Annotated in this window: 20 protein-coding genes; 10 read left to right on the forward strand and 10 right to left on the reverse strand. The window is 66.6% G+C overall.

Annotated features, from left to right (window positions below):
- The first annotated feature begins 31 nt into the window (after positions 1–31).
- From ACIPK7_RS02980 to ACIPK7_RS03000, 5 genes are all read left to right on the forward strand, one after another.
- Positions 32–862 carry an SDR family oxidoreductase gene (locus ACIPK7_RS02980; protein ID WP_192430735.1) on the forward strand — a complete coding sequence of 277 codons (831 nt, stop codon included), beginning with the start codon at positions 32–34 and terminating at the stop codon, positions 860–862.
- Complete coding sequence (locus tag ACIPK7_RS02985) at positions 862–1248, forward strand: hypothetical protein (RefSeq protein WP_192430736.1); 387 nt, start codon at positions 862–864, stop codon at positions 1246–1248. Before ACIPK7_RS02980 ends, ACIPK7_RS02985 begins: the two co-directional genes overlap by 1 nt.
- Positions 1249–1333: 85 nt before the next feature.
- Entirely contained in the window at positions 1334–2005 is a 672-nt protein-coding gene (locus ACIPK7_RS02990) for a dual specificity protein phosphatase family protein (protein ID WP_401085148.1), read from the forward strand.
- 74 nt (positions 2006–2079) lie between these two features.
- Positions 2080–2967, forward strand: coding sequence for a TIGR01459 family HAD-type hydrolase (locus ACIPK7_RS02995; protein ID WP_192430738.1), 888 nt, complete (start codon positions 2080–2082; stop codon positions 2965–2967).
- A gap of 31 nt (positions 2968–2998) precedes the next feature.
- On the forward strand, positions 2999–3250 hold the full coding sequence (locus tag ACIPK7_RS03000) for a hypothetical protein (protein WP_192430739.1): 252 nt from the start codon (positions 2999–3001) through the stop codon (positions 3248–3250).
- Between the two features lie 276 nt (positions 3251–3526).
- Here ACIPK7_RS03000 and ACIPK7_RS03005 read toward each other — a convergent pair whose 3' ends face one another.
- Genes ACIPK7_RS03005 through ACIPK7_RS03020 form a run of 4 tightly spaced genes read right to left on the reverse strand, consistent with a single transcriptional unit; the run spans position 3527 to position 8344 of the window.
- Entirely contained in the window at positions 3527–4432 is a 906-nt protein-coding gene (locus ACIPK7_RS03005; RefSeq protein ID WP_192430740.1) for an HlyD family secretion protein, read from the reverse strand.
- Between the two features lie 13 nt (positions 4433–4445).
- Entirely contained in the window at positions 4446–4646 is a 201-nt protein-coding gene (locus ACIPK7_RS03010) for a DUF1656 domain-containing protein (RefSeq protein WP_081516439.1), read from the reverse strand.
- A 1-nt stretch (position 4647) separates the two neighbouring features.
- Positions 4648–6849 carry an FUSC family protein gene (locus tag ACIPK7_RS03015; RefSeq protein WP_401085153.1) on the reverse strand — a complete coding sequence of 734 codons (2202 nt, stop codon included), beginning with the start codon at positions 6847–6849 and terminating at the stop codon, positions 4648–4650.
- Position 6850: 1 nt separating this feature from the next.
- Entirely contained in the window at positions 6851–8344 is a 1494-nt protein-coding gene (locus ACIPK7_RS03020; RefSeq protein WP_401085596.1) for an efflux transporter outer membrane subunit, read from the reverse strand.
- A gap of 310 nt (positions 8345–8654) precedes the next feature.
- On the opposite strand from ACIPK7_RS03020, the gene ACIPK7_RS03025 reads away from it, so the two are divergent.
- On the forward strand, positions 8655–9590 hold the full coding sequence (locus ACIPK7_RS03025; RefSeq protein WP_081516204.1) for a LysR family transcriptional regulator: 936 nt from the start codon (positions 8655–8657) through the stop codon (positions 9588–9590).
- A gap of 206 nt (positions 9591–9796) precedes the next feature.
- Positions 9797–10771, forward strand: a complete 975-nt coding sequence (locus ACIPK7_RS03030; RefSeq protein ID WP_401085156.1) for a 2-hydroxyacid dehydrogenase — start codon at positions 9797–9799, stop codon at positions 10769–10771.
- A 102-nt stretch (positions 10772–10873) separates the two neighbouring features.
- Here the strand turns inward: ACIPK7_RS03030 and ACIPK7_RS03035 are convergent, their stop codons facing one another.
- Positions 10874–11767, reverse strand: coding sequence for a DMT family transporter (locus tag ACIPK7_RS03035; RefSeq protein WP_192430744.1), 894 nt, complete (start codon positions 11765–11767; stop codon positions 10874–10876).
- A 137-nt stretch (positions 11768–11904) separates the two neighbouring features.
- On the opposite strand from ACIPK7_RS03035, the gene ACIPK7_RS03040 reads away from it, so the two are divergent.
- Positions 11905–12780, forward strand: a complete 876-nt coding sequence (locus tag ACIPK7_RS03040) for a helix-turn-helix domain-containing protein (protein ID WP_192430745.1) — start codon at positions 11905–11907, stop codon at positions 12778–12780.
- 103 nt (positions 12781–12883) lie between these two features.
- Here the strand turns inward: ACIPK7_RS03040 and ACIPK7_RS03045 are convergent, their stop codons facing one another.
- The 5 genes from ACIPK7_RS03045 to ACIPK7_RS03065 all read right to left on the reverse strand — a co-directional run bounded on the left by ACIPK7_RS03045 (position 12884) and on the right by ACIPK7_RS03065 (position 17425).
- Positions 12884–13207, reverse strand: a complete 324-nt coding sequence (locus ACIPK7_RS03045) for a DUF3325 domain-containing protein (protein WP_401085160.1) — start codon at positions 13205–13207, stop codon at positions 12884–12886.
- Positions 13207–14730: a PepSY-associated TM helix domain-containing protein gene (locus ACIPK7_RS03050; protein WP_401085163.1), complete on the reverse strand. Its 1524-nt coding sequence runs from the start codon at positions 14728–14730 to the stop codon at positions 13207–13209. Before ACIPK7_RS03050 ends, ACIPK7_RS03045 begins: the two co-directional genes overlap by 1 nt.
- Positions 14727–15014 (reverse strand): DUF3649 domain-containing protein, encoded by a 288-nt coding sequence (locus ACIPK7_RS03055; protein WP_192430748.1) that lies wholly within the window; start codon positions 15012–15014, stop codon positions 14727–14729. Before ACIPK7_RS03055 ends, ACIPK7_RS03050 begins: the two co-directional genes overlap by 4 nt.
- A 131-nt stretch (positions 15015–15145) precedes the next feature.
- Positions 15146–15733 carry a hypothetical protein gene (locus ACIPK7_RS03060; RefSeq protein WP_401085166.1) on the reverse strand — a complete coding sequence of 196 codons (588 nt, stop codon included), beginning with the start codon at positions 15731–15733 and terminating at the stop codon, positions 15146–15148.
- A gap of 294 nt (positions 15734–16027) precedes the next feature.
- Complete coding sequence (locus tag ACIPK7_RS03065; RefSeq protein ID WP_401085169.1) at positions 16028–17425, reverse strand: PLP-dependent aminotransferase family protein; 1398 nt, start codon at positions 17423–17425, stop codon at positions 16028–16030.
- A gap of 135 nt (positions 17426–17560) precedes the next feature.
- Here ACIPK7_RS03065 and ACIPK7_RS03070 point away from each other — a divergent pair, with 135 nt between their 5' ends.
- Together ACIPK7_RS03070 and ACIPK7_RS03075 are read left to right on the forward strand one after the other, a co-directional pair.
- The gene (locus ACIPK7_RS03070) at positions 17561–18448 is read left to right on the forward strand and encodes a DMT family transporter (RefSeq protein ID WP_401085172.1); all 888 of its coding nucleotides are present in this window, start codon (positions 17561–17563) and stop codon (positions 18446–18448) included.
- A 441-nt stretch (positions 18449–18889) separates the two neighbouring features.
- Complete coding sequence (locus ACIPK7_RS03075; protein WP_401085599.1) at positions 18890–20920, forward strand: DEAD/DEAH box helicase; 2031 nt, start codon at positions 18890–18892, stop codon at positions 20918–20920.
- Positions 20921–21164 lie beyond the last annotated feature (244 nt).

Consider the following 21164-nt stretch of genomic DNA (forward strand, 5'->3'; position numbering starts at 1 on the left):
GTCCCGCCCACAGCCCAAGGACTGCCACACCATGCCCCAGCCCGTCGCCCTCATCACCGGTTGCTCCAGCGGTATCGGCCGCGCCCTCGCCGATGCCTTCCAGGCCGCCGGTTACCAGGTCTGGGCCACCGCCCGCCGCGATGAAGATGTCGCCACCCTCGGCCAGGCGGGTTTGCGCGGCGTGCTGCTGGACGTCAACGACGAACCCGCCGTCGAGCGTCTCGCCAAACTACTGCAGCGCGAAGCCGGCGGCCTCGATGTGCTGATCAACAACGCCGGCTACGGCGCCATGGGCCCGCTGCTGGACGGCGGCAGCCAGGCGATCCGCCGGCAGTTCGAAACCAATGTGTTCGCCGTGGTCGGCGTCACCCGCGCACTGTTCCCGGCGCTGCGGGCGCGGCGCGGGCTGGTGGTGAACATTGGCAGTGTGTCCGGCGTATTGGTCACCCCCTTCGCTGGCGCCTACTGCGCATCGAAAGCCGCGGTGCATGCGCTCAACGATGCACTGCGCCTGGAGCTGGCCCCTTTCGGCATCGAGGTGATGGAAGTGCAGCCCGGCGCCATCGCCTCCAACTTCGGCGCCAACGCCAGCCGCGAGATGGCCGCGGTGGTCAGCGAAGACTCCGCCTGGTGGCCGCTGCGACAATTCATCCAGGCGCGCGCCGCGGCCTCCCAGGACAAACCCACCCCCGCCAGCGACTTCGCCCGCGAGCTGCTGGCTGCCGCACAGAAATCCCCGCGCCCGCGCCTGCTGCGCATCGGCAACGGCAGCCGGGCCCTGCCGCTGCTCTCGCGCTGGCTGCCCACCGGCCTGCTGGACAAGGTGCTGAAGAAGCGCTTCGGCCTCGACGGGCAACTCTGATGACCTACCCGATCCGTTACCTCGCCCTCGCCGGCATCCTCGCTGCCTTCTTCCTCAACGTGGTGGCACGCGGGCTGCTGCGGGTCGGCGGTGTGCCGGCGACCTTGCTGGTGGCAGCGGTGATCGCCGCCACCATGGCCTTCTGGTTCGCCCGCCGGCACAAACGCCTGGCGGAGACCGCCGAGCGTTGGCGGCTGACCGCGCTTTACGGCGGTGGGCTGGCGGTGCTCTACGCCCTCCTCGTCGGCATGGCTGCGTGGAAGAACACGCCGAGCCCTGCGGCGCTGCTGATCTACGCGTTGAACTACCTGTGCTATCCGCTGTGCGTCTGGTGGTTCTTTCGCCCCGGCGTGCTCGCGCGCTTCCTGCCGGCCGACCGACGCTGAGTCGCCTTCACGCTTTCTTCACCTGCTTTTCATCCGCTTACAACCGGCCTCCTTCTAAGGTGACGCGGACCTTAGAGGAGTCCCCATGTCCCTGCCTTCGATTCTCCGTGGCGCCATCGCCGCCGCCCTGCTGAGCACTGCACTGCTGAGCATTAGCCCGCTCGCCTTGGCCGCTGGCGAGACGCAGGCCGACTGGGCCAAGCCGGTGGACAAGTCGTTCAACCTGTACCAGATGTCGCCGACCCTCTACCGCAGCGCCCTGCCCTCCGGGCAGAACCTGCCGGTGCTGGAGCAACTGAAGGTGAAGACCGTGGTCAGCTTCATCAAGGACGACGATCGCGCCTGGATCGGCCAGCAGAACATCGCGGTCGTGAGCTTCCCGACCCACGCCGACCGCGTCGACGACGCCGACGTGCTGAAAGTCCTGCGTATCCTGCAGAGTGCCGAGCAGAATGGCCCGGTGCTGATGCACTGCAAGCACGGGCGTGATCGTACCGGCCTGTTCGCCGCCATGTACCGCACGGTGATCCAGGGCTGGAGCAAGGAAGACGCGCTCAAGGAAATGGTCGAGGGTGGCTACGGCACCGAAGACGACATGACCGACGCCATCGCCTACGTGCAGAAAGCCGACATCGGCAAGCTGCAACTGGCCCTGGCCAGCGGCGCATGCAGCACCTCGGCCCTCGCCGGCTGCCAACTCAAGGGCTGGCTGGCGGACACCTTCGGCGAGGAACGGCCGCCGCACCCGGCGCACTGATCGGCGTATCTGTCACACCGTCATGGCGAGAGTGCGCTAACGTGGGCGCACTCTCACCGTTTCACAGGCATGCCATGACTTCCTCCCGTTTCAGCGCCGTCACCCACACCCGCTACATCGACCATGCAGGCCTCGATGCCTTCTGCGCCGACTACGACGGCTTTCTGCTCGACCTCTGGGGTGTGTTGATCGACGGTGTCGACGTGTTCCCCGGCGCCCTCGACTGGCTCGCGCGCCGCGCTGCCGAAGGCAAGCCGGTGTGGTTCCTCAGCAACGCCTCGCGCAGCGTCCCGGAAATGGCCGACACCCTGGTGCGCCTGGGCGTCTCCCGCGAGCTGTTCGCCGGCATCACCACTTCCGGCCAGTTGGCCATCGACGCCTTCACCCATGAACGTAAATTCCAGCGCGGCGGTATCTACACCGTCGGCGTGGGCGATGCGCTGACCACCTGGCCGGTGGAGATCCGCGAGCGCTTCTGCGACGACATCCATGCCGCCTCGCTGATCCTCGGTGTCGGCAGCTTCCCGCAGGACGAGCTGGAAGAGCGCTTCGCCCCTCTGCGCAGCGCGACCGACAAACCCTTCCTGTGCGCCAACCCCGACCGTGTGGTGGTTTCCGGCGGCCAGACGGTGTTTGGCGCCGGCCGCCTGGCCGAGGCGTTCGCCGAGGAAGGCGGCAGCGTGCACTGGTACGGCAAGCCCGATCCCTCGGCGTTCCGCATCGCCCAGCGGCAGTTGGAGGCGCGCGGCGCGAAGCACATTCTGTTCGTCGGCGACTCGCTGGTGACCGACGTACCCGGCGCGCTGGCCGCGCGCATCGATACCCTGTGGCTGGCGTCCACCGGCATCCATCGCCAGGCGCTGGGCGTGCCTTTCAATGGCGAGCTGGACGCGGAGAAAACCAACGCGCTGCTCGATGGCTATCCAGTTCGACCGCACTTTGCAGCGCCGGGGCTGGTCTGAGTTCAGGACATCCACCTGAGCTCGAGCCCCCATGAACGAACTGATCGACCTGCTGCAATGGCCAGCCATGCTGGTCACCGTCCTCGCCGCCTGGCTGGTGGGCTCGCGCGACCGCAAACGGCGCAAGGTGGGCTTCTGGGTGTTTCTCGTCAGCAATGCGCTGTGGATTGCCTGGGGCCTGCCGGCCAAGGCCTACGCGCTGGTGCTGCTGCAGCTGTGCCTGGCGGCGATGAATATCCGCGGCAGCTACAAGAACCGCCGGCGCGAAAACGCCGAGGGATAAGCGATCCCTGTAGGAGCGAGCTTGCTCGCGAACCGCATGGCACCGGCGCTGGGCTGTTCGCGAGCAAGCTCGCTCCTACGAAGATCTTCGCCCTGCGCGGCTGTCCCATCGACCTGTTAGGCACAGGGGGATCCAGGGCATCAGCCGGCACAGTCGGCCCCCTCTCCCCTCGGGAGAGGGTTGGGGTGAGGGCAGCCCAGGCGACGGAGCTTCCCGCTGCACGGACCTGAAACGAAAACGGGAGCCGCAGCTCCCGTTTTCATTCACCCGATCAACTCACTGCGCCGCCGCAGCCGCGCCGTCGGAGAGTTCCGCGTTGCGGCTCTGCGGGTTGACGATCACGGTGGCGGTGATGCCCGCTGCCAGCAGCACGCCTTCCGGCACGTCGTCGATGTGGATGCGCACCGGCACGCGCTGGGCCAGGCGCACCCAGTTGAAGGTCGGGTTCACATCGGCCACCAGCTCGCGGCTTTCCGGGTTGTCGCGGTCGTAGATGGCGCGGGCGATGCTCTCGACATGGCCTTTCAGGCGCTCGCCGCTCATCAGTTGCAGCTCGGCCGGGTCACCGACGCGGATGTGCGGCAGCTTGGTCTCTTCGAAGTAGCCGTAGATCCAGTAGGAGTTCTCGTCGACCACGGCCATCTTCGCCTCGCCCACGCGGGCGTAGTCGCCACGGTGCACGTTGAGGTTGGTCACGTAGCCGTCTACCGAGGCCCGCACCTGGGTGCGTTCCAGGTTCAGCTTGGCGGCGTCCAGCGCGGCCAGGGCCTGCTGGTAGTCGGCCTCGGAGGCGGCGGCGGTGTTGCTGGCGTCGTCCAGGCTCTCGCGGGAGACGACTTCCTCGTCCATGGCGCGGCGGCGCTTGGCGTTGAGCAGGCGCATCTGCAGGGTGGCCTTGCGCGAGTCGACCAGGGCCTGCGCCTGCTTCACGGCGATCTGATAGTGGTCCGGGTCGATCTGCATGAGCAGGTCGCCCTTCTTCACTTGCTGGTTGTCACGCACCGGCACGTCGACCACCACGCCGGAGACGTCGGCGGCGACATTGATGATGTCGGCGCGCACCCGGCCGTCGCGGGTCCAGGGCGTATCCATGTAGTTCACCCAGAGGGCGCGGCCGATCAACGCGGCGACCGCCAGGATGATCAGGGTCGCCAGCAGGCTGATGATGGATTTGAGAGTCATGGGTGCACGCTCGTTACTTATAGATAGTGAGAGACAGGCCGCCGAACAGGCAGGCGAACAGGCACACGCGGAACAGCGCTGGGTGCCAGGTGAAGCGGTACAGGCCGATGGAGGCGAAGATGCGGTCGATGCCCCAACAGATCACCGCAGCAACGAGGAACATCAGGGTCAGGGTCGGCATGTAGACCCCGTGGAACGCGATCTCGCGGGGCAGGTCAGGCAACATGGGTCGATCTTCCAGAAGAGGTTTCGCCATCGCGCAGCGGCGACTGCGGGTCGAGCAGGCTGCTGCGGAGGAAGTGCAGGTAGCTGAGCACGCGGCGCAGCGGCGAGCTTTCGAAGTCCGGGGCGCGCGGCTCGTCGGTGGTCTTCACACAGTCGATGGCCTGCTCGACGGCGGCCAGGGCGCGTTCGCGGTTGGCCTCGCACGGCTTGACGAACAGGCGGATCAGTGCGCGGCCCATGGCGCGGATCGACTGCCGCCAGGGCGTCGACTCGGCGTAGCAGGGCTCGTCCGGCAGGGCTTCCTGCTCGACGCGCAACTCGATGATCGAATGGCCGATCTCCAGCACCACGAAGGTCCAGCGCAGCAGGCGGCGCTGCATCTGCGGGCTGCGCGCGGCGACGCCGTAGGCCTGGTTGAGCAGGTCGCGGGTGCCGCTCTCGAAGGACGAGACGAGGCCGTCGAGCTTGCCGCTGATGGCTTCCACCACGCGCAGGCGCAGGTCCTTCTCCAGGCGGCGCCACAGCCAGGCGCTGGTGGGCGGCATGATCACCGCGGCGACCACGGCCGCCAGGCTCTGCGACAGCACCAGGGAGATGTACTCGTTGAGCATGCGGCCCGGATCGTAGACGGTGAGGTTCGCCGGGATCGCGCCGAAGCTGAAGAACACCAGCAAACCCAGGCCGTAGCCGGCGTACTTGGGCTTGATCGAGAGGAACGCGCCCACCGCGAACACCGGCGCCAGGGCGAAGGCCAGCAAGGCGAAGCCGTCCAGGTGCGGGAACACGAAGAAGGTTTCCGAGAAGCCGAGGATGGCCGCGAAGAAGGTGCCCACGGCCATCTGCATGGCCATCTTTGCCGGGTCTGGCGCGGCAGAGACCAGCGCGGCGACGGCGGCGGCGTTGAGCACGAAGGTGCTGCCGCTGGGCCAGGCGGTCTCGATCCAGAAGATGCCGAACACCAGCACCATCAATGCGGTTCGCCCGCCGGCCACCAGCGAGGCGACCAGGTTGGCCTTGGGCGAGAAGCCGTGCTTCCAGTTCTCCCGCTCGTGCTTGTGCGCGGCCAGGGAGGCGTGGGTCAGGGCGTAGTTGTAGAGGTCGTCGGCCAGGCGGTAGAGCAGCTCGCCGGCGGTGTTGTAGTCCATCAGCGCGGACGGCTCGTCCTGCTCCTCCAGCAGTTGCGCGCGACCGGAGCGGATGCGTTGCATCATCCGCGTGCGGTGGCTTTCCAACTGCGCGGCGAGGCGTTCGGCGTCGCGGTCGGTGACCGACTGGCCACGCCACGGGGCGAGCACCTGGGCGAGTTCATCCAGGCACGCCTGCAGCGCGCGCAGCACGGCCTCGGCTTCCTGCGCACGCAGGCGCGAGAGCAACTGGTGCAGCGCGTGGTAGCGGGTGGTGAGGACCATGAACTCGTTGTTCAGGCGCGACAGGCGGCCGGAACGCAGGCGCATATGCGGGTCTTCGAAACGGGTGACGCTGCGCAGCGCTTCCAGGCCCACCGCCTGGGAGGCGAACGCCACATTGGCGGCCTCGAACTTTGGCCGCTCGCCGCCGCCGAGGTTGTCCAGGACGAAGCCGGCGAAGGCGCCGAAACGCTGGTACAGCGCACTGCGCATGGCGGTACTGGAGGTCTGCGGGAACAGCGTGGCGCTGACCACCATGGAGCAGAGGATGCCGAGGCTGATCTCCAGCACGCGCCAGATCGCCGACATGAACGCGGCTTCCGGGTGCAGGGTGGCGGGCAGGCCGATCAGCGTGGCGGTGTAGCCGGCGAGGACACAGGCGTAGGAGCGGAAGTCGCGGTAGCGCGCGGCGCCGACGGTGCACAGGCCGATCCACAGCGCCGAGACGAGCAGGAACAGCTCGCGCTGCTGGGCGAAAATGGCGATCAGCGCAACCATCACACTTAGTCCGACCAGGCTGCCGAGAATCCGGTAGAAGCTCTTGGCGAACACCTGGCCGCTCTGCGGCTGCATGACGATGAACACGGTGATGGTCGCCGTGCTCGGCTGCGGCAGTTCCAGGCGCATCGCCAGCCACAGGGTCAGCAGCGCGGCGAGCAGCACCTTGGCGATGTACACCCAGGTGACGCCGTCACTGCGACCCCACTCCAGCAGTGCACGACGCAGGGCGTCCAGCGGCGCGAGCTGGCGGGTGGCGGTGCTGCCGTTGAAGGAGTCGCCGGCCATCTCAGCGCTCGCTGGCCGCGCGGACGTCGACGGTCTCGGGGACCATCTTCGCCTCTTTCGGGCCTTCCTGCTTGTCCATCAGGCCGCCGCCCAGGGCAACGACGAGGCCGGCATGGGTAGCCAGGCGCGCGGCACGAACCTGCTGCTCCACCAGCTGCTGCTGGAACAGACGGGTCTGTGCGTTGAGCACGTTGAGGTAGTCGGTCAGGCCGCCACGGTAGGCCTTGGTGGCGATGTCGTAGGTGCGCTGGGCCGAGGCCACGGACTTGGCGGCGAAACCTTCCTGCAGCTCCATCGAATGCATGCGGATCAGCTGGTCGGAGATGCCCTTGAGGGCGTTGACCAGGGTCTGGTTGTACTGCGCCACGGCGGCGTCGTAGCCGGCGGATTCCTGGCTCAGCTGCGAGCGGCGACGACCACCGTCGAAGATCGGCAGAGAAATGGCCGGGCCGACGCCGTAGGTGAATTTCTCGGCGTTGAGGAATTCCAGCACGCCGCCACCGACGGCGCTGTAGCCGATGCTCGCGACCAGGTCGACGTTGGGATAGAACTCAGCGCGGGCGACGTCCACGCCCTTGGCCTGGGCGGCGACCTTCCAGCGGCTGGCGACCACGTCTGGACGGTAGCCGAGCAGCTCCATCGGCAGCTTGCTGGGCAGGCCGGGGCCTGCGGCAAGCTTCAGGCTCGGACGCTGGATCGAGGCGCCGGCGCCGGGGCCTTTGCCGGCCAGGGCGGCGATCTGGTTGCGGGTGAGCTGGATTTCCTCGTCCACCGCTTCGATCTTGCGCTCGGTTTCCGGCAGCGGGACTTCCGCCTGGCTGACCTCGAAATGAGTGCCGATGCCACCGTCAAGACGACGCTGGGCCAGGGCCAGGATGCCCTGCTGCTGCGCCAGCATGGCCTTGCCGATGTCCAGCTTGGCGTACTGCAGCGATAGCTGGATGTAGGCGCGGACGATGTTGCCCTCCAGCTCCAGCTGGGCCATGCGCGCCTCGGCGGCGGTCATCTTGGCGATGTTGACGTAGCGCTCGGTATTGCTGCGCTCGCGGCCCCAGAGATCCAGCGAATAGTTGAAGCCCAGGGCGGCGTTATTGTTGAAGGTGGTGCTGTCGGCCAGGTCGCCCGGGCCGTAGAAATAGTCGGTCGGCCAGCGGTGACGGGTCAGCGATGCGTCCACGCCGATTTGCGGCGACTCGGCGGACTCGGCGATGCCGGCCATGGCCATGGCCATGCGCACCCGCGCCTCCGCCTGGGCCAGGGTCGGGCTGCCCTCCAGCGCGGTCTGCACCCAGGCATTCAACTGCGGATCACCATAGGCGCGCCACCACTGCTCGGCCGGCCAGCCAGCTTCCTGGTTGGCGTGCGCGATGGCGGCGTCGGTGGCCAGCTCGGTGTCGCCCAGGCGTTGTTCCTGCGGGGCGATGCCGTTGGTGCTGATACATCCGGCGATTGTTGAAAAAATGACAAAGGAGCCGACGAACGTCAGTCCTTTCATGAGGTGACGCGACACGGTGGAGGTCCTGGAAGTGGTCTAGCTTTTCAGCGTGGGGCTTTTAAGCGTGGAGATGCCGGCAAAGCCACTGGCGGCGATTGAATTCTAGGGATGGGGAAGGGAACGGATAAGCCGGCTGATTTGTGATTGTTTATTACCGATAATGAAACAATGTGTGTCGCCATCCATGTGACAATAGGCCGCCCCCGCTCTGCTCCGCGCATTGCCACCCATCAAGGACATGCTGCCGGCGACGACGTATCGCTTCACTGGCGTCGCCACCCGGGACAGACGCCCCACTGACGAGGCCCCAATGGACACACTGCAGACCATGCGTGCGTTCGCCTGTGTCGCGGAAACCGGCAGTTTCACCGCCGCCGCGCAGCAGCTGAACACCACCACCGCCTACGTATCCCGCGCGGTCGCCAATCTGGAGTCCCACCTGCGGACCCGCCTGCTCAACCGCACCACCCGGCGGATCGCCCTCACCGAGGCTGGCCAGCGCTACCTGCTGCGCTGCGAACAGATCCTCGCCTACGTCGAGGAAGCCGAAGCCGAGGCCAGCGACGCCCATGCCCGCCCCGCCGGCCGCCTGCGCGTGCACTCGATGACCGGTATCGGCCAGCACTACGTGATCCGCGCCATCGCCAACTATCGCCAACTGCACCCGGACGTCACCTTCGAGCTGACCATGGCCAACCGCGTGCCGGACCTGCTCGACGAAGGCTTCGACGTGGCCATCGTGGTCGCCTCGGAACTGCCCGACTCCGGCCTGGTATCCCAGCGCATCGGCGAGACCTACAGCATCCTCTGCGCCTCGCCCGACTACCTGGCCCGGCGCGGCACGCCGAAGACCCCGACGGAGCTGATGGACCACGATTGCCTGCGCCTGATCAGCCCGGTGCTGCCGCTGGACAAGTGGCTGTTCGACGGCCCCAACGGCCAGGAAATGATCACCCTCGGCCCCTCGCCCTTCCAGGTGAACGTCGGCGACGCCATGACCGAGGCCATCGGCTCGGGCATGGGCATCAGCGCCCTGCCCGTCTACTCGGCTATCGACGGCCTGCGTGACGGCTCGCTGGTGCGCGTGCTGCCGCACTACAAGCTGCAGATTCTCAACGTCTACGCGCTGTATCCGTCGCGCCAGTACCTGGACGCAAAGATCAAGACCTGGGTCGCTTACCTGCGGGAAAATCTCCCCGGTGTGCTCCAGGCCGATGGCGCCGGGCTCGCCGATGTGGGACCCTGACCACCCCTTTTCGTCGTGTTTCGCGGGCAAGCTCACTGTGTAACTCCCTACCCCGGTGTTCAGTGAGCTTGCCCGCGAACCCATCTTCTTTTCCGCCGCACATACCCCACGTTCGATAATCGCCCGGCGCGCACGCAGGCCTTGCGCCGCTCTGGCTCGGCAATGGTAGGGTTAAGCCCCCTCCGCTTACCCGCCGTCCGAGAGCCATGAAAAAGAACGTCTTCGTCTTCAGCCGCCTTGCCGCGGAACACCTCGACCGCCTGCGCAGCCAGTTCAATGTCACCGTGCTCGACCCGAAGCTGGGCGACGTCGATGCGCAGCTGGCCGCCGCGCTGCCGACCACCCACGGCATGATCGGCGTCGGCCGCCCGCTGGGCGAGAAGCAACTGGCCCAGGCCGCCCAGCTGGAGGTCATCTCCAGCGTTTCGGTCGGCTACGACAACTACGACCTGAACTACCTGAACCAGCGCGGCATCCCGCTGACCAACACCCCGGACGTGCTGACCGAAACCACCGCCGACCTGGGCTTCGCCCTGATCATGGCCGCTGCCCGGCGCACCGCCGAGCTGGACGCCTGGACCAAGGCCGGGCAGTGGAAGCGCACCGTGGACGCCCAGCACTTCGGCGTCGACGTGCACGGCAAGAAGCTCGGCATCCTCGGCCTGGGCCGCATCGGCGCGGCCATCGCCCGTCGCGGCCACTTCGGCTTCAACATGGACATCCTCTACCACGGCAACAACCGCAAGCCGGAGCTGGAACAGGCGTTCGGCGCGCGCTTCTGCGGTTTCGAGGAACTGCTGGGCGAGGCGGATTTCGTCTGCGTGGTGGTACCGCTGTCGGACAAGACCCGCAAGCTGATCGGCAAGCGTGAGCTGGAGCTGATGAAGCCCACCGGCATCCTGGTGAATATCGCCCGCGGCCAGGTGATCGACGAGGCCGCATTGGTGCAAGCGCTGCAGGAGAAGCGCATCCTCGCCGCCGGCCTGGACGTCTACGAGAAGGAACCGCTGGCCGAATCGCCGCTGTTCTCGCTGCCCAATGCCGTGACCCTGCCGCACATTGGCTCGGCGACCCATGAGACCCGCCAGGCCATGGCCGAGTGCGCGCTGGACAACTTCGAAGCCGCCCTGCGCGGTGAGCGGCCGAAGAACCTGGTCAACCCGCAAGCCTGGAAAGCCTGATGCACTTTTCGTAGGGCGCATAACCTGGAACAGGTTATCCGCCGGCACCTCGGCGGCGGATAACGCTGGCGCGTTATTCGCCCTACCAAGCTACGAGGAGCGTCAGGCCTGTGCCGGCTGCAGCACCGGCCTGGGCTTGCGGAACACCAGCACGTTGCCGACCATCACCAGACCCAGCCCGGCCAGCGCCGGCAGGCTCCACTGGTAGCCCTCGGCGAAGGCCGAGACGTTCAGCGCCACCACCGGGAACAGCACGGTGCAGTAGGCCGCGCGCTCCGGTCCCATGCGCCCGACCAGCGTCAGGTAGGCGGTGAAGCCGATCACCGAACCGGGAATCGCCAGGTAAAGCAGCGACCAGACGTACTGCGGGCTGCTGTCGAAGGTCAGCGGCACGCCCTGCACCAGACAGATCGCCAGCAGGATCAGCGAGCCATAGAGCATGCCCCACGCGTTGGTCGACAGCGGCCGCAGACCAGCCTTCTGTTGCAGGCTCGACAACAGGTTGCCCGCCGAGAAGCACAGCGTGCCCAGCAGCGCCAGGCCCAGCCCATAGATGGTTTCCCGCGTGGCCTGGTGCCCGGACAGCTCCGGCCAGAACAGCAGCGCCAGTCCCGCCAGCCCGAACGCGCCACCGCCCAGTACGTTGGGCGCGATGCGCTGGCCGAAGAAGATGCGCGCGTTCAGCGCATTCCACAGCGTCGCGGTGGAGAACACCACGGCCACCAGCCCGCTGGGTATCCACTGACTGGCGGTGTAGAAGCAGAGGAAGTTCACGCAGAACAGGCACAGCCCCTGAGCAAAGCAGATCGCCTGCCCGCGCCGTCCCAGCGGCTGCAACCGGCGCGAAACCAGCAGCAGGGCGAACAGCACCAGCGCCGCCAGGCTGAAGCGATAGGCAATGGACAAAGGAATCGCGACCACGCCGACCTGCAACTTGATGGCGATCCAGGTCGTGCCCCATATGAGCACGGTGAGCAGGTAAAGCGAGAGGTTCATGGCGGTCTCCGAAAATCCTACGGAAACAGTCTCCCGCCCGCCCCCCGCGCCGGCTTGCAGATTCTTGCGCTTATTGCGACAACCGGGCTGGCAAGGCGCGCCCGCGCGGTTAGAGTGATGGCAACAGAGGAACACCCATGTCAGCCATTTCGCAGCTCGAAGTTTTCCAGTCGATGAACGCCTCGCCCAACGCCCGCCTGGAGCGTTGCGCGGAGCTGGGCGACGGGCTGTCTGCGGCGATCTGGAGCAACAGCCACGACGCCCGCGACTACCACGCGCCGAGCCACCACACGCTGTCCTGCTACCTGAACGACGGCACCGGCACCTTCCGCCGTGGCGCCCCCGGCACCACCGGTGCGCCGGACAAGCTCTGCGTGATGCCGGCCGGCGCCGAATCGGCCTGGATCGTTAACGGCGACATCCGCTTGGCCCACCTCTACATCGGCCAGGAACAGTTCTCGCTCGGCTGCATCCGCCTGCTCGACCGCGAGCCGCGCGAACTGCAACTGCACGAACGCACCTTCCTCGACGACCCGCAGCAGGCCGCGCGCTTCCGCCAACTGGTGAAGCTGGACTGGCACGAGCCGGGTGAACGCATCCGCACCAGCACGCTGGCCCACGACCTGATCGATCACCTGCTGCTGAACCAGGTCGGGATGCGCGAAGGCTTGAAACTCAAGGGCGGGCTGGCGCCGACCATGCGCCGGCGCATCGCCGACTATATCGAGCAGCGCCTGGACCAGCCGCTGTCGCTTGGGGAGCTGGCGATGCAGACGGCGCTGTCGGAATACCACTTCGCGCGGATGTTCCGCGAAAGCTTTGGCATGCCGCCGCACCAGTACGTCCTGGCCCGCCGCGTGGCCCTGGCGCAGCGCCTGCTGCGCGACACCCGCCAGCCGCTGAGCCAGGTCGCCCTTGCCTGCGGGTTCTCCAGTGCCAGCCACTTCGCCAACCGTTTCAGATCGGTGGTAGGCGGGACGCCAGGGGAATACCGGCAGGCGTTCGAGGAGTAGGCATTCGGTCGTGTACCGGCCGGTACAGGGTTCGCGGGCATGGCCCGCTCCTACAGGTTGAGTCCTGCACTACTCATCAGCGAATACGCCGGCAAGTCCGGCGTCAGCCCAGCACCGACAGCACGCCACCGATCACCGGCATAGCCGCCGCCGTCGGCAAAGCCCAGCGCGGACGCCAGGCCAGCAGCAGGACCAGCGCAGCACAGGCGATCATCAGCAGGCATGCCCAGTAGACGATGCCCAGTTCGATGCCCATACGGTGAATCGAATAGGCCAGCGCCAGCACGCCATCCACCAACGCCACGATCCGCAGCAGGCGCACGCGGGACGGCGATGGAGCACTGCCGAACAGATCGCGATGATGGCGGGACAGCGACAGGCAGGCCGCCGCCAGCGCCAGCAGGTTGAGACCGAACACCAGCAGCATCAGGCGTACTCCTCGTTACGGACGCGGCGTGCGCGAGTCGGCTCAACACGCTCCTGTCCCAGTCGCCAGCCGAGGAAAGCGCAGAGACCGCCGATCAGCAGCAGGCCGAGATCGATACCGACCATCATCCAGTCGCCGTTGGCGACATGCGTCGTGACCCGCCCTGGCTCGGGGCCGAACAGGCTCAGCACCGGCAGCAGCAGCGCCAGCGCCGACAGCGCAACGAACTGCTCGCGGGCCATGGTGCGGCTGCCACGGCGTAGCAGCGCGTGGGCCAGCGCCAACAGCCAGATCACCACGAAGGCGGCGGCTTCCCAGCGCGTGCGCTGGAGCAGGTCGGCCGGCAGCAGGCGCGACGCTGCCAGCAGGCCTAGGGAGGCGATCGGCAAGCCGCCGCAGACCGCGCCGTTGAGCGTGCGCACCAACGCAACGCCACGGTGGCCGCGCCCTTCACGCTTGCTGACCCAGACCTGCAGGCCGCCGAACACCATCACGCAGCCCACCAGACCAAGGACGAAATACATCACCCGCAACAGCTCGTTGCCGAACTGCGCCATGTGCAGGCCGGTCAGCCAGGCGTAGGTCTTGTAGCCCGGCTTATAGGGCTTCTGTATGTGCAGCAGCGCGCCGCTGCCCGAGTCGAAGGAGACGGTGCGCTGGTCGTTGACCATGCTCTTGTCGATCGCCTTGCGGATCTGCACCATCGCCGCGGCGTCACCCGGATTCTCGATGTTGATCCAGCCGACCTGGCTGTCATCGCCCCAGGCCTCGCGGGCCTTGAGGATCATGTTGTCGATGGACTTGGTCGCCTTGGCCGGCTTGCCCAGCGCCTCACGGTCGAAGGCGCCCTGCACGTCATGGAAGAAGTGCTCCATGTCGTTCTTGTAGGCCACCTTGATGCCGGCGGTCATATAGAAGGTGATGAAGATCGCCAGCCCTGTGTAGGCCATCAGCAGATGGAACGGCAGGCCCAGAACGCCCAAAACATTGTGCGCATCCAGCCAGGCGCGCTGCTTCGCTGCCTTCGGGCGCAAGGTGAAGAAGTCCTTGAAGATGCGCCGGTGGACGATCACCCCGCTGACCAGTGCCACCAGCATGAACACACCCGCAACGCCGACTACGTAGAGACCAAGCATGCCGCCATGCAGCTCGTAGTGCAGTTCGAGGAAGAAGTTGCCGCCAACGGTCTTGGGCAGCACCTCGCCGCTCTGGGCGTCCACCAGGAAGGACTGGAACTCGCTGAAGTCGGCCGGCTCCCAGCCTGCCGTCCAGTAGGGCATGCGCTCGGTAGGCGGGTGCATCCAGTAGCCATGGGCCTTGGGTGCGCGCTGGACGATCAGCTCGCGCACCTGGTCGGCGGCTACCTTGACCTGTTCCAGCTTGTGCAACTGCGGGGTCATCCAGCGAGTGAGTTCCTTGTCGAACACCGCGACGGTGCCGGAGAACAGCACGACGAAGAGAATCCAGCTGACCAGCAGCCCGGCCCAGGTGTGCAGGCCGGACATCGATTGACGCAGGCTCATGGGCGCATTCCGTATGTGGCCGGCACGAAGGCCGCCACGCCCAGCGCGATGCTCAGCACTACCGGCAACCAGACTGCACGCCACGGGCTCTTGGCGCCAAAGGCGTAAATGATCGCCGCCACCCAGACGATGAAACAGGCGAGGCTCGACAGCGAGACGCGGTCCGGCCGCGACATCGGCAGGTAGACACTGAGGAAGGCGGTAGCGGCATAGGCCAGGGCATAGCCGCCGATCACGGCGCTGAGGATGCGGGCCGCGACGGCGCCGGCTTGGGTAGCGCTCATGCGGCGATTCTCGGTTGGGGCGGGCGCAAGGAAACGCACATGCAGCTCAATCCTGACGGGGCAGCCCAGGTACTTCCTGGCGCGCAATTGAAAAGCGGAATTATATGATATTAATTCTCAATTGTAAGGACTCAACAGCGTCCTTTGTGAGTATCCGTGTCGAAAATTCGCTGAACGGCATAGCTAGCGGTCACATCCATTGCGCGCACCAGCCTGCTCATCACCATGTCAGCTTCGGCCATGACACGTGGTGGCGGCGGCTCAAGGAGGATTCGGGATGCGCCAGGGGTCAGTTCGACCGCGGCCACCACCGTGCCCTTGCCGAAGAGGTATTGGTAGATCAGCAGGTAGTCCGTGCCCGGCCGGTCCTTGTACTCCGCTACACGCCTCAGCACATTGAGCGCACCGACTATCCAGTCCCGGCTATCGCGAAATTCCAGCACGCCCAGGCTCCAGGTCTGGGACCAGTCATCGTAATGATCCCAGGCCGGCGAGCGCAGGTGCCGACTCCAACCATCCACCCACCCCTCTGCCGCCGTGCCCTGCCCCAGTTCGCACAGTTCGCTCCATGTCAAACCACCACGGAACCGGGGATTGCGATCCAGCCACTGCTCCAGATCATCAAACCCCGCAGCGGAGCCTGCCTCCTGACGCAGGAAATCTTCCAGCCTTGCGCGGCTGATGGCGACTTTCAGGTACAGCTGGCATGGCTCGGCCATGAAGTTTCCTCTTTTTCTGATCCAACGATTCACCTCGAATCGCTTGTCGCGAGGTAGAGGTGCTGAATCGATAATGCTAGAGGTTTGGCCTGTTCGCGGTTCGCCCTACGTTTTCGACCGTGAGATGGTTTTTTCAGATCGTGTTGTACAGCCGTTCAACTTTCCGCAGGCTTTTCAGTCGACTCATGGCTTATTTCCCCATCCTCGTCCTTTTCTGCCAGCTCCAGGAGAGGGAAACGCTCTGTATTCGTGTGAGGAAAAGGAATAGCCAGCCGGTTCTGAGCTCGATTTCTGTCAGCGCCCGCCCACCTGCGCCATAGCCCGTTCCAATCCCTCGAAGACGCGGGGCGACAGGCACTGGGCGACGTTGAAGCGCAAGTAGCCGGTAGCGCTCTGGCTCAGGCTGAAGACGTTGCCCGGCGCCAGCACCAGGTTGTCCGCCAGGGCCGCCCGAGAAACCTCGGCGGCATCCAACCTCCCTGGCAGGCAAGCCCAGACGAACACCCCGCCGCGCGGTTCCAGCCAGGGCTGGATATCCAGCGTGCGCAGGCGCAGCAGCGTCTCGCCCATGGCGTCGGCCAGGCGCCCGCGCAGGCTGTCCAGGTGGCGGCGGTAGCTGCCCTTGCGCAGCAATTCGTAGAGCATCTCCGCGCTGAACGGGCTGTTGCCGAAGCTGGTGGCCAGCTTCAGGTCCACCAGGCGCTCGCACCATTCAGGCTTGGTGGCGATATAACCGCAGCGTACCGAGGCCGACAGTGTCTTGGAGAAACTGCCGACCTGGATCACCCGCTCCAGCCCGTCGAAGGCCGACAGGCGCGACGCGCTCTCATGCTCGAAGTCGCCGAAGATGTCGTCCTCGACGATCAGCAGGTCATGGGCCTCGGCGAGCTTCAGCAGGCGATGGGCAACCAGTGGCGACAGCACCGCGCCGGTAGGGTTATGGAAGGCCGAGTTGGTGATGTACAGGCGCGGGCGGTGCTGCTCCAGCAGGGTGGCCATGACGGCGACGTCCGGTCCGCTCGGCGTGTACGGCACGCCCACTACTTGCACGCGGTGCGCACGCAGCAGCGCCTGGAAGTTAAAGTAGCCGGGGTCGTCCACCAGCACGCAGTCGCCCGGCTCCAGCAGGAGGCGGCAGACCAGGTCAATGGCCTGGGTGCCATTGTCGGTGAGCACCACCTGTTGCGGACTGACCGGCACGCCGTAGTCCGCCAGTCGGCGCGCGAGCTGCTCGCGCAGGCCGGAATGGCCGTAGGGGCGGCCGTATTCCAGCAAGCTCGATTGCGGCGCGCGGGCAATCTGCCGCAGCGCCCGGCGCAACTCCTCCTCCGGCAGCCAGGACGGCGGCAGCCAGCCGCAGCCGGGCTTGAGCGAGGTATCCGCAGCCTCCAGCGACTGTCTCGAAATCCACAGCGGATCGATGCTGCGGTCCAGCGCCGGGCCGACATCCGCCAGGGACAGCGGCGGCGCGTGGCCGGCGACATAGAAGCCGGAACCCCGGCGCGCGGCGATCACGCCGTCGGCGGCCAGCCGGTCATAGGCTTCCACGACGGTGGTCTTGGACACTTCCAGCTGTTCGGCTAACCGGCGAATCGACGGCAGCCGCTCACCGGGCACCAGCGCCCGTGCGGCCAGGCGCTCACGCACGTGGTGCATCACCGAATCGACCCGCGTGCTCTTTGGTCTGCCCATGCTGCCCTCGCCTGCTCGAATAAGGTGTACCGATATAATTTACAGACAGTTTGCGCAAATTGTACCTTTCTGTCACTGGCCATCCGGCGCCTCCGCGCGCAACCTGCAAGCTCGCTCTCCTGCCGGACGCCCACCATGAACAACACCCACACTCTGACCACGAACAGCAACCTCGGCGGCTGGCTCAGTGGCTTCCTCGGCGTACTCATCTTCAGCGGTTCTCTGCCGGCAACGCGGGTCGCGGTGGCCGACTTCGACCCGACCTTCCTGACCCTCGCCCGCGCCAGCATCGCCGGTCTGCTGGCGGCGGCGATCCTCCTGCTGCTGCGGCAGAAGCTGCCAGCGCGCAAGGACCTGATCCCCCTGCTGGTGGTCGCTGGTGGCGTGGTGGTGGGTTTCCCGCTGCTCACCGCGCTGGCGCTCAAGCACGTCAACTCGGCCCACGCCATCGTCTTCGTCGGCCTGCTGCCGCTGGCGACCGCGCTGTTCGGCGTGATGCGCGCCGGCGAACAGCCGCGTCCGGCGTTCTGGATCTGCTCGTTGCTGGGCAGCGCCGTCGTCGCCGGGTTCGCCCTGTCGCAGAGCGGCGCGGGCAACTTCACCGGCGATCTGCTGATGCTCGCTGCAGTGGCGGTCTGCGGCCTGGGCTACGCCGAAGGCGGACGCATCGCGCGCCACCTGGGCAGTTGGCAGGTGATCTGCTGGGTGCTGGTGCTGTCCCTGCCGCTGATGCTGCCGCTGGCCTGGTACACCCAGCCGGAAACCTTCACCGGCGCCAGTTGGCCCGCCTGGCTGAGCCTGGGCTATGTCTCGCTGTTCAGCATGCTGATCGGCTTCTTCTTCTGGTACCACGGCCTGGCCACGGGCGGCATCGCCGCGGTCGGCCAACTGCAACTGCTGCAGCCGTTCTTCGGCCTGGCGCTGGCCGGCCTGCTGCTGCACGAGCAGATCAGCCCGCTGATGGCCGGCGCCACCGTCGCCGTCGTGCTGTGCGTAGCGGGGGCGAAACGCTTCGCCCGCTGACCGCCGGTTTCCTTCCGCGTCCCGCCCGAGAAAAATCGCGGTATCATCGGGCGTTTGCGTACTCGGCTGGACTGCCGGAAGGAAACTCGGATGAAGCCACCCGCCGGATCTCCACTGCCCGTCGTGGAGCGCGACGAGCTCGCGCCCCGGCCACGGCTGACCCTGGGCAGCCACGTGCACAGCGGCTTCGACCTGCGCAGCGGGCGCATGCAGAACATCTCCCGGCACCGCGCCGCGCTGGCGTTCCTGTATGGCGACATGCCGGTCTCGGGCAGCGTCACGCCGCGCTCGGGTCGCGAGATCCGGGTATTCCGCGACGACCAGATCGTCCGCGTCAGCCGCGAACTGGAGCAGGAGCACGCCTGGCGCCTGGACCTGCGTGAGCTCGGCTTCAAGCCGGCGATGCGCCGCAGCGATGCCCTGGAAGACAGTGCCGGGGAGATGTTCGAGTTGCCCGACGACAACGCCTGGCAGGAATTCATGCGCGAGGGGCTACCGCAACTGCGCGAACAGGGCTGGGAAATCGATGTCCGCCCCGAATTCGTCTTCGACCTCACGCCAGTGGAGAACTGGTACGCCGAGATCGAGGAAACCGACGACCGCCAGTGGTTCGACCTGGAACTGGGCATCGAGGTGGAAGGCCGGCGCATCAGCCTGCTGCCGGCGCTTATCGAACTGATCCGGCGCATGCCGGCGCTGCTCGATCCAGTCGCCCTTGCCCGCCATGCCGACGATGAACAACTGGTGCTACGTCTGGATGCCGGGCGCAACCCGATCCACACCTGGCAGACCGCCTCCGACCGTCCGCTGCGAGTCTCGCTGCCGTTCGGCAAGCTCAAGCCGATGCTGGGCACGCTGTCCGAGTTCTACATCGGTGAACAGCCGCCGGTGCGCCGCCTGCGCATGGGTGCCCCGGACGCCGCGCGCCTGACCGAGCTGGAAGAGCTGCCACTGACCTGGCAGGGCGGCGAGCAGTTGCGCGAGATTGCCCATCGCCTGCGCGACTACCGCGCCCAGCCGGCGCCAATTCCCGCCGGCCTCAACGCCGAGCTGCGCGGCTACCAGCACGAAGGCCTGAGCTGGATGCAGACCCTGCGCGAAGTCGACGCCAGCGGCATCCTCGCCGACGACATGGGCCTGGGCAAGACGCTGCAGTCCCTCGCCCACGTGTTGCTGGAAAAGCAGGCCGGGCGCCTGACCAGCCCGGCGCTGGTGATCATGCCCACCAGCCTGATTCCCAACTGGCTGGACGAGGCCGAGCGCTTCACTCCCGACCTGCGCGTGCTCGCCCTGCACGGCGCCGGGCGGCGCAAGGCGTTCGCGAAGATCGCCGAGCACGACCTGATCCTCACCACCTACGCCCTGCTGCCCCGCGATGCCGAGAAGCTCGGCCAGCACGAATACCACCTGCTGATCCTCGACGAGGCGCAGAACATCAAGAACGCCACCACCAAGGCCGCCCAGGCCGCGCGGCACCTGCGCGCGCGCCACCGGCTGTGCCTGACCGGCACGCCGCTGGAGAACCACCTGGGCGAGCTGTGGTCGCTGTTCCACTTCCTGCTGCCGGGCTGGCTGGGTGATGCGCGGCAGTTCGCCGTGGACTACCGCACGCCCATCGAGCGCCACGGCGACCAGGGCCGCCTGGCGCACCTGGCCGCGCGCATCCGCCCGTTCCTGTTGCGTCGCACCAAGGAACAGGTGGCCTCGGAACTGCCGCCCAAGAGCGAGTTCATCCAGCACATCGAGCTCAGCGAGGCGCAGCGCGATCTCTACGAGACTGTGCGCCTGGCGCTGGACCGCAAAGTGCGTGACGAGATCGCCCGCCGAGGCCTGGCACGCAGCCGGATCATCATCCTCGAGGCACTGCTCAAGCTACGTCAGGTCTGCTGCGACATTCGCCTGGTGAACAAGGAAGCGCCGCCACCCACCGGCAAGTCCGCGCGCGCGGTGACCTCGGGCAAGCTGGTCTACCTGCTCGACATGCTCGAAGAGCTGCTCGCCGAAGGCCGCCGCGTGCTGGTGTTCTCGCAGTTCACCTCGATGCTCGCGCTGATCGGCGAGGCGCTGGCCGAACGCAACCTGGAGTACGCGCTGCTCACCGGTGACACCCGCGACCGCCGCGCACCGGTGAAGGATTTCCAGGAAGGCCGCGTGCCGCTGTTCCTGATCAGTCTGAAGGCCGGTGGCGTAGGCCTGAATCTCACTGCTGCCGATACCGTGATCCACTACGATCCCTGGTGGAACCCGGCGGCCGAGAACCAGGCCAGCGACCGCGCCTACCGCATCGGCCAGGACAAGCCGGTGTTCGTCTACAAGCTGATCGCCCGTGGCACGGTGGAAGAGAAGATCCAGCTGCTGCAGCGCGACAAGGCCGCCCTGGCCGCCGGCATCCTCGACGGTTCGGGCAGCGACTGGCAGCTGGACGACGCGGATATCGACGCGCTATTCGCGCCGCTGCCCAAGGCCGTCTGACCGTCGGCATTCCCTTACAGGAGCGAGCCGCTTCTTCGAAAGGCCATGAGGGCGTTCCTACAGTGAAGAAATCCCTGACACCGCGAAGGGGAAATCCACTACATCGCCAGGCACTGACATGTAGGAATCTACGCCTGCGCCGACGCAACGAGCCCGGCCCCGGCAGAGGCAGACGCCCCGGGCAAACCGGGGCTCCAGCCGGCGCAAACAAGTCGACTCAGTGACCCCGCTCGTCCCCTTACGA

It is taken from the genome of Pseudomonas sp. NPDC086581 (genome assembly GCF_044746165.1).
In the GTDB taxonomy this organism is placed as follows: Bacteria; Pseudomonadota; Gammaproteobacteria; order Pseudomonadales; family Pseudomonadaceae; genus Pseudomonas.

Coding starts and splice junctions, on each gene's coding strand:
- ACIPK7_RS03075 (WP_401085599.1), top strand. CDS start 18,890: ATGTTCGAGTTGCCCGACGACAACGCCTGGCAGGAATTCATGCGCGAG.
- ACIPK7_RS03030 (WP_401085156.1), top strand. CDS start 9,797: ATGAAAAAGAACGTCTTCGTCTTCAGCCGCCTTGCCGCGGAACACCTC.
- ACIPK7_RS03000 (WP_192430739.1), top strand. CDS start 2,999: ATGAACGAACTGATCGACCTGCTGCAATGGCCAGCCATGCTGGTCACC.
- ACIPK7_RS03070 (WP_401085172.1), top strand. CDS start 17,561: ATGAACAACACCCACACTCTGACCACGAACAGCAACCTCGGCGGCTGG.
- ACIPK7_RS03035 (WP_192430744.1), bottom strand. CDS start 11,767: ATGAACCTCTCGCTTTACCTGCTCACCGTGCTCATATGGGGCACGACC.
- ACIPK7_RS03045 (WP_401085160.1), bottom strand. CDS start 13,207: ATGCTGCTGGTGTTCGGTCTCAACCTGCTGGCGCTGGCGGCGGCCTGC.
- ACIPK7_RS02990 (WP_401085148.1), top strand. CDS start 1,334: ATGTCCCTGCCTTCGATTCTCCGTGGCGCCATCGCCGCCGCCCTGCTG.
- ACIPK7_RS03050 (WP_401085163.1), bottom strand. CDS start 14,730: ATGAGCCTGCGTCAATCGATGTCCGGCCTGCACACCTGGGCCGGGCTG.
- ACIPK7_RS03005 (WP_192430740.1), bottom strand. CDS start 4,432: ATGACTCTCAAATCCATCATCAGCCTGCTGGCGACCCTGATCATCCTG.
- ACIPK7_RS02985 (WP_192430736.1), top strand. CDS start 862: ATGACCTACCCGATCCGTTACCTCGCCCTCGCCGGCATCCTCGCTGCC.
- ACIPK7_RS02980 (WP_192430735.1), top strand. CDS start 32: ATGCCCCAGCCCGTCGCCCTCATCACCGGTTGCTCCAGCGGTATCGGC.
- ACIPK7_RS03055 (WP_192430748.1), bottom strand. CDS start 15,014: ATGAGCGCTACCCAAGCCGGCGCCGTCGCGGCCCGCATCCTCAGCGCC.
- ACIPK7_RS03060 (WP_401085166.1), bottom strand. CDS start 15,733: ATGGCCGAGCCATGCCAGCTGTACCTGAAAGTCGCCATCAGCCGCGCA.
- ACIPK7_RS03020 (WP_401085596.1), bottom strand. CDS start 8,344: ATGAAAGGACTGACGTTCGTCGGCTCCTTTGTCATTTTTTCAACAATC.
- ACIPK7_RS02995 (WP_192430738.1), top strand. CDS start 2,080: ATGACTTCCTCCCGTTTCAGCGCCGTCACCCACACCCGCTACATCGAC.
- ACIPK7_RS03065 (WP_401085169.1), bottom strand. CDS start 17,425: ATGGGCAGACCAAAGAGCACGCGGGTCGATTCGGTGATGCACCACGTG.
- ACIPK7_RS03025 (WP_081516204.1), top strand. CDS start 8,655: ATGGACACACTGCAGACCATGCGTGCGTTCGCCTGTGTCGCGGAAACC.
- ACIPK7_RS03015 (WP_401085153.1), bottom strand. CDS start 6,849: ATGGCCGGCGACTCCTTCAACGGCAGCACCGCCACCCGCCAGCTCGCG.
- ACIPK7_RS03040 (WP_192430745.1), top strand. CDS start 11,905: ATGTCAGCCATTTCGCAGCTCGAAGTTTTCCAGTCGATGAACGCCTCG.